Origin of the sequence: Dysgonomonas gadei ATCC BAA-286 (genome assembly GCF_000213555.1) — a bacterium.
In the GTDB taxonomy this organism is placed as follows: Bacteria; Bacteroidota; Bacteroidia; order Bacteroidales; family Dysgonomonadaceae; genus Dysgonomonas; species Dysgonomonas gadei.
The window spans coordinates 35,511-50,810 of sequence record NZ_GL891986.1; the positions used below are offsets into that span (position 1 = coordinate 35,511).

A 15,300-nucleotide genomic window follows, 5' to 3' on the forward strand; every position below is an offset into this window, starting at 1 on the left:
TCATTCATAACTCATCACTATCCCATGAGCTTATTTCCCATCCCCTCAAAACCCATCGGCCTTGCCAGCGACCATGCCGGCTACCCGGTGAAAGAATATATCATCAGCCTGTTTAAGGAACAGGGCATCCCTTATACCGACTTTGGTACTTATGGTACACAGAGTGTCGATTATCCCGACTTCGGCCATAAGCTCGGAGAAGCCATCGACAGTGGAGACTGCGACAAGGGCATTGCCATTTGCGGTACGGGCAACGGTATCAATATGACTTTAAATCATCATAAGCATGTAAGAAGTGCTCTTTGCTGGAACACAGAAATTGCCAAACTGGTCAGGATGCATAACGATGCCAATGTATTGACTCTGCCGGGCAGGTTTATCACAGAGAAAGAAGCATATGATATGATCGAAGTCTTCTTTAATACCGATTTTGAAGGGGGGAGGCATCAGGGAAGGATTGATAAGATTAACTGCTGAATAAAGAAATATCAAAGAGCTTGTTATATTTTTAATAACAAGCTCTTTTTATTTTCCTACAATCTTATTATCTAAAGTTAGTTTCTTTATTCTTCAACTATTTAAAGGACATTGAAGTTTTACCTTTAACTATTTAGAAGTTTAAATAGCCCTTCAAAATTTAGAAATAATGCAGATTCGCTGTATTTTCTTCAAAAGAAATTACACAGAAGGCAGACTCATACCCGTCAACTTACGATATAGATCAAGTGCATATACGTCTGTCATTCCTGAAATAAAATCCAATATAGCCAAAATACGCCCATAGAGAGTAGGTGCATCGGTTTCGAATTGTTCCGATACGCGACTCAATACTAACTCCGAATATTTACCTTTTGGATTATCATCAGTAGCAGCCGTAATGAACGTATCGAGCAGAAACCCGATGATACGGTGCCCTGCAAGTTCTATATCTACAACATCCTTTGCTTTATATATCTTTCTATAGCTAATATCATTCGCTACTTGATTTGCCTCCTTTGGCAAAGCTGATATATGATCGATCAACGCGCCGTCAAACTGCCCCTCCAATATTATATCTTCATTATTCAGAAACACGGTTGTACATTCATCTACCAACAATCCGATAAGAGTTGAACGTAAGTAAGCTATCTGCTCGTTAATATCACTTACACGCTCCATTGTACGGAGCATCTTTCCCTGTTTCTCTTCGGAAAAGAAGTTCATAAAAAGACTCTTTGTCTGTTCGGTAGAAAGCAGCCCTAACTTATGAGCATCCTCAATATCCATAGTCCTGTAACAAATGTCATCGGCAGCCTCGACAAGATATACAAGCGGATGACGAGCATACTTCAACGGGGACTCTTGCAAGCAAAGCATTCCCAATCCATCGGCAATCTTTCTGAAATCGTCTTCCTCGGCCTGGAAAAAGCCGAATTTTCCCTTCTTGCCGGCAGCAAGTGCAGAGTAAGGATATTTAGCAATGGATGCCAATGTAGAATATGTCATTACAAACCCGCCGGGACGACGTCCTTTGAACTGATGTATCAGCATTCTGATCGAATTGGCATTCCCTTCAAAGTTGGTGAAATCTTCCCATCGTCCTTCTTCTTCCCGCACTTTCTGTTCGAGATGCCTGCCGTTCCCTTCTCTAAAATAGCTGGTAATAGCCCTTTCTCCGGAATGTCCGAACGGAGGGTTCCCTAAATCGTGCGCCAGACATGCAGCAGCCACGATGGAGCTTATCTCTTCGAAATGAGCCGGAGAATCAGGATATTTTTTTCTCTGTTCCCTGCCTATTATTTCTCCTAACGAACGCCCCACACACGATACCTCAATACTATGTGTCAGACGGTTGTGTACGAAAACGCTGCCCGGAAGGGGGAAAACCTGCGTCTTATTTTGCAAGCGCCGAAATGGTGACGAGAATATAAGCCTGTCGTAATCACGCTGAAAATCAGTACGGTCATGATGCTTGTCATCATGATATTTTTCCATTCCAAAACGTTTTGCAGAGAGGAGTTGTTGCCAGTTCATAGAGTTTCCTTTTTTATCGTAGCCAAAGATAACGAATTTAGTCAGGATAACATATTCTGCTTATGTCAATTATAAATATTATCAGTTAGGTTACCCTCCTGTTTTTCATTTATTAACCTTATATTGTTAAAATGTAAGGAAAACCGGAAATTAATTAAGAATGCGAATAAGTAATTGAAGCTACTAATTCACATTATCAAAAACTAAATCATTTATCTATATATTTAGCCGGTAGCCTTTAGCTGTTAGCTGATAGCTCTTTGAAATTTTGATAGGCCCCCGATCCCCAAAGGGGACTTACAGAGAGGAAAAAAGTGACAGATAAAAAATAGTGGAAAATGTGTCTAGTTTGTCAAGTTTTGTACATAAGCTATTGACTGACAACTATCAACTAATAGCTAAAAAGGTGTTACTTTTGTTACTTTTTAACAAGTAATGAGTTTTAAGTAATAAGTAAAAAGGTACGAGTAGACAAGATACGAGATACAAGTTGTTAATTGTAAAAGGTGTAACCTTTGTTACCTTTTTGAGTCTTTGCGTCTTTGCGAGAGAATATTGTTAACTGTTTACTGATGACTGTTTACTGATATATCTGTTACCTCTGTTACCTTTGTTACCTTTTGGGGAAGTTACGAGTAGACAAGACACGAGACACAAGTTGTTAACTGATGACTGCTAACTGTTCACTGATTTCTTGTTACCTTTTAACCATATATAGTTAACGGATGTAAAAGATGTAAGATAAAAATAATGAAAAACGTGTCAGATGTGTCAGATTTTAACTAAACATGGTTAATAAAAACTAAAAAATCATTCTCCATTGATTAGAATCGATAATTTCTTTGCATTTATCCTGTCCATTATACCTCCGTATAGAAAAAGAAACTATCTTTAATAAGTCATTTGTATTTTATCCAAACTAAAAACCCAGGAACCATGAAACCTCTAAAAGCCCTCTTTGTCATAAGTTTACTACTTATAATCTGTACATCCTGCAATAAATATGGATCTATAGAAGGATTTATTTACTACCCCAGCGATTATGTGCCGGCAATGAATGTTTGCCTGAAAAACATAGAAACAGGCAGCACTATAACCTTATTGACTGATGAGTCGGAAGAAGGGGAAACAGTAAAATACAAGTTTGAGAATGTGATTCCGGGAAAATACATTGTATATGCTATACCGCAGGATGATATCGACGGCGAATCGGCAGGAGGTTATACATATGCTGTTCCCTGCGGATTGGATATTACATGTACCGACCATAATTTCATCCAATTAGATATAGAAGGAGGCGCTGTACTTACAGGGATAGATATAGCCGACTGGTATGATGAAGATATCAGGTATAATGCCGAAAATTTAGGAAAATATAACAACAGAAACTTGTTTAATATAGAGGTTTAACCAAAGCTTTCTCCCTGAAAAGTAGTACCTTTGCACCCGAATTTTAAGATTCGGTATTCACAAATGAAGATTTTAAACAAGTCCTACACAGTTTCCCTCATTGTTGCTATTGCCTTCTTTATGCAAGGGCTTGATACTACTGCTGTGAATACGGCTGTGCCTGCCATGGCCAAGTCGTTTGGGACGGATGTCGTGCACCTGAGTGCCGGAGTAACATCTTACCTGATTGCATTGGCCATATTCATCCCTGTCAGCGGATGGATTGCCGACCGTTTCGGAACACGCAAGGTATTCTGCTTGTCTATAATTCTTTTTATACTGGCTTCTACCCTTTGCGGTACATCGCAGAACCTGACTCAGTTCGTTATCTTTCGCATATTTCAAGGGATGGCCGGGGCTATGATGACGCCCGTAGGCCGTTTGGCTGTACTGAAAACCACACCCAAGGAGAACCTGGTGACCGCTATGGCTTATATCACATGGCCTGCACTGGTTGCCCCTATACTCGGACCGCTGGTGGGAGGTTACCTTACTACATACTGGCACTGGCACTGGATATTTTACCTGAATATACCAATCAGTATTGTCTGTGTTGTTCTTGCATGGCATCATATCCCCGAAGAAAAAGACGACACTCCTGTAAAACGGCATTTCGACTTTGTGGGATTCGTCCTCAGCGGGCTTGCCTTAGCCGGATTTATGTATGGAGTGGAATTACTAAGCCGCACCGAAGTGCCATACTACGTTTCGGGGATAGTCATTTTGTTCAGTATTGGTCTGCTGGCTTTTAATATCCGGTATTCACGGCATATATCCAACCCATTGATAGACTATTCGGTAATCAGGATACCAACATACAGGGTTACGATATTCACGGGATCAATATCACGCATGGTAATCGGGGTAGCACCTTACCTTGTTCCTTTGATGTTTCAGGAAGGATTTGGCCTAAGCCCTTTCGAATCGGGAACGCTGTTTCTTGCCACCATGGCCGGAAACCTTGTTATGAAGCCTGCTACGATATGGATCATGCGCCATTATAATTTCCGCACAGTACTTATCAGCAACGGATTTATGGTTGCCGTATTTACATTCTTCACGGCACTCCTGCTACCGACTACGCCAGTCGTATTAATCGTGGTGGTCATGTTCCTGTCGGGGATGTTCCGTTCCATGCAGTTCAGCGCCATTACCACACTTGCCTTCGCAGACATACCACAACCACGGATGACAGCCGCCAATACGCTATACAGCACAGTACAGCAAATGTCGACCGGTATGGGTATAGCTATGGGCGCAGTATTCCTCCGGTTCTCAAATATGATAAACGGCAGTACCGGCCATTATTCGGTTGCGGATTTTCGTCTGGCATTCATCTTTGTTGCCATATTAGGTATAGTCTCCCTATATGGATATACGAAATTAACCCCTGATGCCGGAGATGTGGTGAGAGTGAAGAAAAGGGATAGAAATGAGTAAACAGTATATCATCTTCTCGTAATTTACTTCACATAAGGTTTCGGATCAACTTTACCATCTATAATATCTTTTACAACCGATTGCAGTGTAGTATAAGCCAGATTGCCGTCATACACGACATTAAAGCCATATTTATCCGCTCCTTTCTGCATCACAGGATCGAAACGTCCGGACTTACCTTCCTCTTCGGCAGGAGTGAACTCGAGAGTAATCGTGGAATCGATGCGGCCATCTTTGTCCGCTACGTAGAATATATATTTGGTAATAGTACGGCATGGTGATACTTCGAAGCGTTCATATGCCGATACGTCTCTATCAGCTACGGTAAAATGGTCGACACAGAACATATCCGCAATGCTGGTATTCCAAAGTTCGCCCTGCTCGTACGCAGTATATAATCTCGCCTTCGACACATCTGCACGGCTGTAATAACCTAAAGCATTGTAACATTCAACCAGTTTTTCGAGAGAATAGTAATCATCGGGAAAGTATTCGGTCAGTTCCCTGTATGCCTCAGATGCATCCTTGTAATTTTTATTATCGAACTCAATCTTTCCGATATTATTCAGTACAGTAACGTATAATTCTTTGTCTTTCTCTATTTTCGACTTAGCCACATAAAAAGTATCCAATGCCTGTTTTACATTGTCCTGATTAGCATATACTGCACCTATCATATAAAAGGCTTTCTCCGATGGATTAGGCAGATTTACCGCCTTTCTGTAATTAGTCAAAGCTTTTGTATAATCATCCTGAGCAAAATAAATATCACCAAGGCCGGTATAGTATTCAGCCTGTTTCGGAGCGAGACTTATAGCCTTTTGTATATCAGTTATACCCTGTGTATGATTTCCATTTGCACTGCTGATAGAGCCTTTTACATAGAGTGCACGTGCAGATTTCGCATCTTTTTGGATTGCCATATCAGCATACCGGGAAGCATTGGGGAAGTCGTTCAGCCTTATATAAGATTCTGCAACGTACGATAATTCTTCAGCCGATGATGTACGGGGCGTATTTCCATATTCTTCTATTATTTCGGTATAGAGTCCCTTCTCAAACATTTTCTTTATGTCGTCTTTTGGCTTTACAACCTGACTTTCATGTGAAAACAGAGTATTACCTGAATGGCTTAAAGGAAGTATAAATAATGAAATTAATAATATACAAGCTGTTTTTTTCATCGTTATTTATATATTAGTTACGAGTTTTTTAGTTTACGAATATTTTACTGCTAACTGTTAGCAGGCTTTTAAAACCATTTTTGTTTCCTCATCCACAGATAGGTACACAAGGCAACCAAAGCCAAAACTATCCACGAAAAGAAATAACCGTACTCCCACTCTATCTCAGGCATAAACTTAAAATTCATCCCCCATACGCCGACCATAAAGGTGAGAGGGATAAATATAGTAGATACAATCGTCAGACGCTTTATTATTTCATTCATCTTCAGATTATTATTGTTATAATATAAATCCAGCAACGAAGTCAGGGATTCATGGAATGAAGCCAGATCGCCCAATGTCGTACGCATACGGTCGTCAAAGTCATTGAAGTAGACGATATTCTCTTCTTTTATCAACTTATTGGTATTATGCAGCAGGTTGCTATATTCTTCCCTGAGTGCTATCACCGTACGCTTGATATGCATATAATTGACCCTGCACCGGTGCATAAACTGGAGGATATCGACAGAATCTTTCCTCATTATCAGCTGGTCTTCGATATCGGCCAGTTTATCCTCCACTGTCATCAGAGTGTTGATATTGGACAAGTTTACGGCATTCAGAAGGATATAAAGCAAAAAGTCCGTACTCTTCTGGCGTATCATTCCATTATTTTCTTCAATATCCTGTTTTACCTCTTCAAAGATAGGAACAAGAGCTTCCTGAAAACTAATGACAAAGTTTTCACCAAAAATAAATGCAACCTGCATATCATCTATATTGGAAGTATCGCTTTCCAGATAAAAAGAGGACATCAGTATAAAGGTTACCTTATCATAAGCTACGATTTTCACAACCCTTTGGTCGGCCAGTAAATCTTTCACATCGAATCCATGAAGATCAAATTCCCGGCAGATACGGTTCACTTCTGCCGCATCAGAAATACCCTGGACCCTGAACCAATTTACTTTTGAGTTGTCAATGCTACTTTTCAAAGGGGTCTGTAAAGATATATTCTTTACTTCCATCCTCATAGAATCGTATTGCAACAACTCTACCGACATAGGAATATCTTTATCTCCCAGATATGCAGGTTTTGTTAACAGATAGTTATTCCTGGGTAACTTATTTTTGAGTCTTTTTGGTGTTCGTTTACTCATATTTATTTATACGATATTACCAATTTTTAGCTGTATCAAAAGTAAGAATAAAATACTATATTTGTACTCTTTGAAGAGGTATTTAAGGTCGTAAGCGTACTTATTGTATATACAAGTACAACAATGACTGACTGTTATATTTTCGGATACATATAAATGCTCTTTCATATATAGAACTATAACTAACTATTAAAAGATTTAAACCTAATAAACTGTACAATTAATGGGGGAGGTATTAAATATACTGAAACGAAAGAAAATACAATTCTTTTTCTTGTTTTACATCTTGCTTCTGGTGCCAATATTATGTCCTCTTGCTCAAAACTTTACCTTCATAGACAAAGTGGCTGTATTTGTGGTTTGCGGATTACTATTTGCAGCGATATGGGTATTATCACTCTTTCTAAGTTCCAAATCGGAGAAGATTGTATATTCGGTAATGCTGGCTATATCGGTTATTCCGGGTTCTATCTTTCTGGCATACCTTCTTTTTGCCCGGGTGATGCTGGAACAAAACAGTGTAACCAGCCTGTTCGAAACCAATCCCGAAGAAAGTAAAGAATTTGTCGCTCATTATTTAAGTATATGGGTCATTGCCGGCGTATTGATTTATGCAGCAATCCCAATTGTGATGATTTGTACGATGAAATCGTTCAAAAAATTAAAAATAGCAGATAATAAACTGCTTTTCTCTTTAAGCATTGTCATTATCTTATGTATTGTCGGCATCAACAGGGTTTCCCGTTCGGTTTACTTTGTCAACTTCTATAAAACATTTGTCAGTTACAAACTAAGGACCAGCTATGAAATAAAAACAATAAAAGAGCGGCAGAAGGAAGATTATATAGTAGAGACTCTTCGGAAAGATACTGTTCCGCTTACAATTGTGGTTGTGATAGGCGAGTCGCTGAACAAACATCATATGTCGCTGTATGGCTACCCGCGTAATACCAATCCGTTGCTATCCCAGCTTGGTGACAGCCTCATCGTATATCAGGACGTTGTTGCGCCACAAGTACACACCATTCCGGTCATGCGTTCCGTGTTGTCTATGTCCGAACTGAAGCATCCGGAATACTTCACAGAAAAACCATCTCTTTACGAGTTGTTTAACCGCAGCGGATACGATACCTATCTGGTAAGCAATCAGGAATTCAGTGAAGACTGCAAATCCAGCTACGATATTCTGCTAACTCTGGCGAAAAAGAAATACAATGTAGCTACATATAAGCAACATGACGATATTGTGTTGCCTGTATTGGACAAAATATTCGATGAAAGTGCTAATAACAGAAATAACAAGCTGATACTCATACACCTGATAGGCAATCATATGGCCTACGAATTCAGATACCCTAAAGAATATATTGTATACAATAATAAAAAGGACAATCTGGTTGCGGATGCACCCTACAGAGATGACAAAGCTAAAAAGACAATTGACAAATTCGACAATTCTGTTCTATACAACGATTACATAATAAGCAGCATCATAAATACACTGAAAGGCCGCCAGAAAGAAGATGCAGTGATGATATACTTCTCCGACCACGGGGAAGAATTATACGACTATCGTGAATTTGCCGGGCACGCATATGAGAAGGTATCACCAACCATGAGCGAAATACCTTTTATGATATGGATGTCGCCATCGTACAGAAAAAAACATGCTGATCTTATATTTGACGATAAACGCCCCTATTCTACCGAAGATTTCATCTATTCCCTTTCAGATCTGGCGGGCTTAGACTATAAGGACTATAACGATTCCAGAAGTTTATTTTCCAAAGAATTTAAAGCTAAAGAACGCTATGTGGGTGAAAAAAGATACGAGGAAATAATGGAGAAATTTAAAGAGTATAAAGAATAAAAAATGAGCTACGAGTACGAGACTCATAACTCATCATTTATAACTTATAATTTAAAGACTTTATCTGTCTTGTTTCAGCCTGTCAGCCATTGCTTTCCCTAACGAAATACAGGCATCATAGGTATCGTGGCGCATTGCCTGACGCATCTCTACAGGTTCGCCAATCACTTCGAACTTAGTATCCAAAGCAAACTGAGCCAAACGTTTCACGGCAGCCCCGGCCCATGTGAATGAGCCGAAATATCCGAAATAACGATGTTTCATATCGCGTCCTTCTACTTTCGACAACAGGTATTCCACTTCGGGAAACAGCTTATTGTTATATGTAGGTGAACCTACAATCAGCCCTTTATACTTAAAGATATCACGGATGATATAAGAATGCGAACGTTTGGATACATTGTGCAGGATAATTTCCTTTATACCCTGCTGAGCCAGCTCATAAGCAACCGTTTCGGCCATTTGCTCGGTGTTTCCGTACATACTTCCATAAGCTATCACTACACCTTCGTCTCCGTCATAACGGCTGAGTTTATCATAGATAGAGATCACTTTTTTAATCTGCTCATCGATAGTCCATACTGGCCCGTGAGTAGAACAAATCATTTTTATATCCAGTGATCCCAGTTTTTCCAAAGCTTTCTGCACCGGAGAACCGAACTTACCTACCACATTAGAGTAGTAACGTATCATTTCGTCATAATAGCGTTCCGGATGCAGTTGTGTATCGGTTATCCCCCCGTCCAGCGTACCGAATGTACCGAAAGCATCTCCTGAGAAGATAATCTTGTCGGTAGTATCGTATGTCATCATTGTTTCCGGCCAGTGTACCATGGGGGTGAGATTAAAGACCAGGTTATGTTTACCCAAAGATAACTGGTCTCCATCGTCAATCACCATCACACCGTCAGTTATACCGTAAAAGCCTTGCACCATGTCGGCCGTACGCTTGTTACCTACAACCTTTACATTGGGATATCTGTTTCTCAGCAGACCGAGAGAACCGGAATGATCCGGCTCCATATGATTGATAATCACATAGTCGAGCGACTTTCCGTTCAAAGCTATTTCCAGTTTATGAAAGAAAATATCGGAATAGCAAATATCAACAGTATCGAACAATGCTGTTTTTTCATCCGAAATAAGATAGGAGTTGTAAGAAACTCCTTTAGGCAGTGGCCAGAGATTTTCAAAAAGATGCTTTGTCCGGTCATTTACACCGATATAGAATAAGTCATCTTTTATTGGAATTGGTTTTAACATACTATCTTGATTAAGTAGTGTAGTGTATTATAATTAAACTATTTTCTTGTAAATACCTGTTGTTCCGAAACCCCTCTATGCTATTTCTTTTTCACATTACTGTTTTTGGGTATAGCGCCCGCCTCCGGTTCTTTCTTTGTCAGAGCACTATACAATAGCCATATACCCCAGATTACAAACGGAATACTGAGCAGCTGCCCCATATTAATACCGAATGTATCTATCATTTCCATCTCAAACGGTTCCTGAATATTTTTAATAAACTCTATACAGAACCTTGAAAAGAAAATACCGATAAGCGATATCCCCAGAATAAGTCCTGTTCTGTTTCTTGCATTGGTCTTATAATACAAATACAAACCTAACCCGAATAAAAACAAATAAAAAAGTGCTTCGTATATTTGTGTAGGATGGCAAGGCAATTCACCCGATCCTCCCATATTGAGAGGCTGATGCCATTTAGGATCCCTGATAAAATTGAAACCCCAAGGCAAAGTCGTAGGTCCCCCGTATATTTCGGAATTCATGAGATTGCCCAGACGGATCGACGTTGCCCCTATGGCTACCCCAACCACAAGACGGTCCAGAGTCTTTACAGTCATTTCTCTTGTTGTATACACCATAGATACACAAATCCCGATAAGGAAGCCCATAAAAGCGGACTCACCAAAACCCAGAGAAGGAGAAGAACTGGCTGTCAGCCCATAGATATATTGGCATAGACCACCTAAAACCAGACCGATGAGAGCAAATACACCCAGATGTTTCCAGTTCATCTTTTGCCCGGTTATCTTGAGCGAATACAAGCATACACCAATAGTCATACCTATCGCCCCGCCATGGCTTGCCAGTCCGCCTTCCCACACCATCAGTATCTTAAGGGGATTGGACAGGTAATACACCGGATCATAAAACAGGCAATGTCCCAGCCGGGCACCTATAACCAGGCCTGTAAGCACATACAAGAACAGTGAATCGAACCATTTCTCCGGAAGTTTTTCCGACTTATACATCCTTTGCACCACTATCGTTGTGCAAAGAACTCCCGCTGCCCATAAAATGCCATACCAACGAATTTCCCTACCAAAGAGAGAAAAAGCTTCAGGGTTTACATCCCATGTTATAAATGAAAGCATGTCCAGCATAAAAAATTATATTAGGATTCTATATATATAAATACAAGAATATATTTAATGACACATTGTTTCAATTCTGCTACCTCTTGTATATAAACTTAACAAAGCAACAATTAATTCCGCCACCTTAAGCTACCTTGTTTTTTCGGATTACAAAGATATAAAAATACTATTCATTTAAAACCTGTTTAAATAATAAGTTGCACTAAACACCTCAATTCTGCTTTATTAAAAAACTGAAAGTTAATATCTTTTGTTATAAATAAAAATACGCATCTAATATAAAATAATTCTAAATAAGTACAACTAAGTAACGTACATTTTCGTATTTGTTTTTATGTTAATAAACATTATGCGCAATTTGGAATATTCATTAACATTTTTGCTATCTTTAAGATCAGAAATAGGTTCTGGATAAAGTATCCTGACTTATTCAGTTATGTATAAACAGTATAACTGTTAAAAAATTATGGATTATAGCAAAACTAATACTTATCTCAAATTCGACAAGTCACGGATGGTCAACCTTGAATATTCTCTGCGCAGGGAAATACTCAGGACAAACCGCCGTGGAGCTTATCATTGTACTACACTGGTAGAATGCAACACACGCAAACAGCACGGATTACTCGTTATGCCGGTACCCAAACTGGACAATTCGAATCATGTATTACTTTCCTCTTTTGATGAAACAGTCATACAACACGGAGCCGATTTCAATCTGGGAATACATAAATACGACGGGGATAATTACAGCCCTATGGGACACAAATATATCCGCGAGTTTAGTTGCGACTCATTGCCGCGTACCATATACAGGGTTGGCGGAGTAATCCTGTCGAAGGAGAAAATGTTTTCACTCGAAGACAATACTATTTTCATCCGGTATACTCTCCTTGATGCACATTCTCCTACAACCATACGTTTCAAACCATTTCTTGCATTCCGTGAGATCAACACCCTAACGGTAGAAAACACGGTGGCCGAGCATGGCTATAAAGAAGTAGAAAACGGCATCAGTATGTGTATGTATAGCGGTTATCCAGAATTGTACATGCAATTTAACAAAGAGGTGAACTTTGTTTTCGATCCCAATTGGTATAAAGGTATAGAATATGATAGAGATAAGGAAGAAGGCCTGCCGTATAAAGAAGATTTATACGTTCCGGGGTATTTCGAACTACCTATAACAAAAGGTGAATCCATTATTTTTTCAGCTAGTGACGTCCATGCCGATACAGGCAGATTATCAGCATTATTCGATGAGGGTGTAAAAGAACGTACTCCACGTTCTTCCTTCTACAATTGCCTCAAGAATTCCGGCCACCAATTCTATTTCCGTCCGTCTAAAGACGAATTATATCTACTGAATGGATATCCTTGGGGTAACGTTACCGCACGAGAACAATTTATGTCTCTCCCAGGTCTTACTCTCGGTCTTGGCAAGCTCGATGCATTCGAAGAAGTGATGGATACTGCCATACCTACCATAGAGGCATTTATGCAAGGGAAACCTCTGACGGGTTTTCTCAAAGATATAAATAATGCAGATGTACTGCTTTGGGTACTTTGGGGATTGAAACGGTTTTCGGATACAGAAAAAGAACGTTTTTATAGCAAATACGCATCTCTAGTCAACAAAATCGTAGCTTTTATACAAGAAGGGAAACACCCTAATCTTACCCCGTTGACAAACGGATTGCTAAGCGTAGACAATCGCGTAGGGTTCCCGAGCTGGATGAACAATGCTGCAGGAGCAGGCAACTATGCCCTACCCCGTACCGGCTGTCTGGTGGAAGTCAATGCTTTCTGGTATAACGCCTTAATGTTTAATCAGGATATCGCCCGTCATCAGGAAGACGCCAAACTAGAAAAGAAGATGGGCTTATTAGCCGAAATAGTAAAAACTTCATTTGTGGAAGTATTTTATAACGATGGCGGTTACCTGTACGACTATGTAGTAGGCAATTATGTAGACTGGAGTGTAAGACCCAATATGCTTCTGGCTATATCACAGGATTACCCGCTTCTGGACAAACGGCAAAGTAAATCCATAATAGACATTGTCACCAAAGAGTTGCTGACAGCTAAAGGCATACGATCGCTCAGTCCAAAGAGTATCGGGTTCAGACCGCGCTGTGAAGGTTCCATAACCGACAAACTTCATAGTGCCTACAACGGAGCCTCATGGCCTTGGCTGCTTGGTCCCTATATGGAAGCATACCTGAAAATATTCCAACGGAGCGGCTATTCATTTCTCGACCGTCTGCTCATCGGGATAGAAGATGAGATGTCGAACGATTGTATCGCCTCACTCTCGGCTCTCTATGATGGCAGTATCCCATATTTTGGGCACGGACCTATATCGTACTCCATCAGTGTGGCAGGGGTTATCAGGGCATTAAACCTACAAAAAGCGTTTGCAGATGAATATTAAGAAAAGTATTAACCGTATAAAAAATATTAATGAGAGAAGGAAAATTGACACTTGCTATTTTCTCTGTTTCATTAATGCTTAATTTTGAAACTATATGAAAGCATTAATGTTTGGATGGGAGTTTCCTCCTCATATATTAGGAGGGCTCGGAACTGCAAGCTATGGCCTTACCAAAGGTATGGCTATGCAGCCTGATATGGATATCACATTTGTAATACCCAAGCCAAGGGGGGATGAAGACCAGAGTTTTCTGAAAATCATCGGGGCATGCAATACCCCTGTTGTATGGAAAGATGTTTATTGGGATTATGTAAGCGAAAGGCTTTCAAAATATATGGATCCTCAGGAATATTATAACATGCGGGATCACATTTATGCCGATTTCAGTTATATGTACACCAATGATCTGGGTTGTATCGAATTCTCGGGACGTTATCCCGACAATCTCCTTGAAGAGATAAATAACTATTCGATTATGGCCGGAGTTATAGCCCGCACCCACGATTATGACATTATTCATTCTCACGACTGGCTTACATATCCAGCAGGCATACATGCCAAAAACATCTTGGGCAAACCATTGGTTATACATGTACATGCGACAGACTTCGACCGTAGTCGCGGGAATGTAAATCCACAGGTATACCAAATGGAGAAAAACGGGATGGATCATGCCGACCATATTATTTGTGTAAGTAATCTTACCCGGCAGACGGTAATTGAAAAATACTATCAGGACCCGGCAAAAGTAACCACAGTACACAATGCCGTAGAACCTTTAAGTCCTGAAATACTCGCCATTAACACCGAAAAAGGGATAAAAGACAAAGTCGTTACTTTCCTCGGACGCATAACCATGCAAAAAGGTCCGGAATACTTTGTGGAAGCAGCTGCCCGCGTACTGGAAAGAGCCAAGCACATACAGTTTGTTATGGCAGGCAGTGGCGACATGATGGAACGCATGCTGTATCTGGCTGCCGAAAAGGGTATATCGGACCGGTTCCATTTCACAGGATTCCTAAAAGGAAAACAAGTATATGAAATGTTGAAACGCAGCGATGTATATGTAATGCCATCAGTGTCCGAGCCTTTCGGTATTTCCCCGCTGGAGGCCATGCAGTGCGGCATTCCTACCATTATATCCAAACAGTCAGGTTGTGCCGAAATACTGGACAAAGCCATAAAAACAGATTATTGGGATGTAGATGCCATGGCTGACGCCATATATTCTATTTGTACATATGATGCCATGGCTGATTTCCTCAGCAAAGAGGGGAAAGCCGAGGTGGATAATATCAAATGGGAATATGCCGGACAGAAAGTACGGGATATATATAATAACTTGTGTAAATAAAACAACAAT

General features: G+C 40.1%; 11 protein-coding genes. 6 read left to right on the plus strand and 5 right to left on the minus strand.

Annotated elements, in window-relative coordinates; all coding sequences use genetic code 11:
• Nucleotides 1-24 precede the first annotated feature (24 nt).
• A complete protein-coding gene (locus HMPREF9455_RS14020) occupies nucleotides 25-477 on the plus strand; it encodes an RpiB/LacA/LacB family sugar-phosphate isomerase (protein WP_044216366.1) in 453 nt (150 codons plus the stop codon).
• 201 nt (nucleotides 478-678) lie between these two features.
• Here the strand turns inward: HMPREF9455_RS14020 and HMPREF9455_RS14025 are convergent, their stop codons facing one another.
• Nucleotides 679-2,013 (minus strand): deoxyguanosinetriphosphate triphosphohydrolase, encoded by a 1,335-nt coding sequence (locus HMPREF9455_RS14025; protein WP_006800374.1) that lies wholly within the window; start codon nucleotides 2,011-2,013, stop codon nucleotides 679-681.
• A gap of 936 nt (nucleotides 2,014-2,949) precedes the next feature.
• On the opposite strand from HMPREF9455_RS14025, the gene HMPREF9455_RS14030 reads away from it, so the two are divergent.
• Both HMPREF9455_RS14030 and HMPREF9455_RS14035 read left to right on the plus strand, forming a co-directional pair.
• Nucleotides 2,950-3,423 (plus strand): carboxypeptidase regulatory-like domain-containing protein, encoded by a 474-nt coding sequence (locus HMPREF9455_RS14030; RefSeq protein ID WP_006800375.1) that lies wholly within the window; start codon nucleotides 2,950-2,952, stop codon nucleotides 3,421-3,423.
• 63 nt (nucleotides 3,424-3,486) lie between these two features.
• The gene (locus HMPREF9455_RS14035) at nucleotides 3,487-4,902 is read left to right on the plus strand and encodes a DHA2 family efflux MFS transporter permease subunit (RefSeq protein WP_006800376.1); all 1,416 of its coding nucleotides are present in this window, start codon (nucleotides 3,487-3,489) and stop codon (nucleotides 4,900-4,902) included.
• A 23-nt stretch (nucleotides 4,903-4,925) separates the two neighbouring features.
• Here the strand turns inward: HMPREF9455_RS14035 and HMPREF9455_RS14040 are convergent, their stop codons facing one another.
• Nucleotides 4,926-6,086 carry a tetratricopeptide repeat protein gene (locus HMPREF9455_RS14040; RefSeq protein ID WP_006800377.1) on the minus strand — a complete coding sequence of 387 codons (1,161 nt, stop codon included), beginning with the start codon at nucleotides 6,084-6,086 and terminating at the stop codon, nucleotides 4,926-4,928.
• Nucleotides 6,087-6,154: 68 nt separating this feature from the next.
• The gene (corA, locus tag HMPREF9455_RS14045; RefSeq protein WP_006800378.1) at nucleotides 6,155-7,231 is read right to left on the minus strand and encodes a magnesium/cobalt transporter CorA; all 1,077 of its coding nucleotides are present in this window, start codon (nucleotides 7,229-7,231) and stop codon (nucleotides 6,155-6,157) included.
• 223 nt (nucleotides 7,232-7,454) lie between these two features.
• Between corA and HMPREF9455_RS14050 the strand changes: the two genes are divergently transcribed.
• Complete coding sequence (locus HMPREF9455_RS14050; RefSeq protein WP_006800379.1) at nucleotides 7,455-9,101, plus strand: sulfatase-like hydrolase/transferase; 1,647 nt, start codon at nucleotides 7,455-7,457, stop codon at nucleotides 9,099-9,101.
• 60 nt (nucleotides 9,102-9,161) lie between these two features.
• On the opposite strand, the gene HMPREF9455_RS14055 is transcribed toward HMPREF9455_RS14050, so the two are convergent.
• Both HMPREF9455_RS14055 and lgt read right to left on the minus strand, forming a co-directional pair.
• Nucleotides 9,162-10,364: an FprA family A-type flavoprotein gene (locus tag HMPREF9455_RS14055; RefSeq protein WP_006800380.1), complete on the minus strand. Its 1,203-nt coding sequence runs from the start codon at nucleotides 10,362-10,364 to the stop codon at nucleotides 9,162-9,164.
• 80 nt (nucleotides 10,365-10,444) lie between these two features.
• On the minus strand, nucleotides 10,445-11,500 hold the full coding sequence (lgt, locus tag HMPREF9455_RS14060) for a prolipoprotein diacylglyceryl transferase (RefSeq protein ID WP_044216408.1): 1,056 nt from the start codon (nucleotides 11,498-11,500) through the stop codon (nucleotides 10,445-10,447).
• A gap of 469 nt (nucleotides 11,501-11,969) precedes the next feature.
• Here lgt and HMPREF9455_RS14065 point away from each other — a divergent pair, with 469 nt between their 5' ends.
• Together HMPREF9455_RS14065 and HMPREF9455_RS14070 are read left to right on the plus strand one after the other, a co-directional pair.
• Nucleotides 11,970-13,937 (plus strand): glycogen debranching enzyme N-terminal domain-containing protein, encoded by a 1,968-nt coding sequence (locus HMPREF9455_RS14065; protein ID WP_006800382.1) that lies wholly within the window; start codon nucleotides 11,970-11,972, stop codon nucleotides 13,935-13,937.
• Nucleotides 13,938-14,031: 94 nt separating this feature from the next.
• Nucleotides 14,032-15,291, plus strand: coding sequence for a glycosyltransferase (locus HMPREF9455_RS14070; RefSeq protein ID WP_006800383.1), 1,260 nt, complete (start codon nucleotides 14,032-14,034; stop codon nucleotides 15,289-15,291).
• The last annotated feature ends 9 nt before the right edge of the window (nucleotides 15,292-15,300 follow it).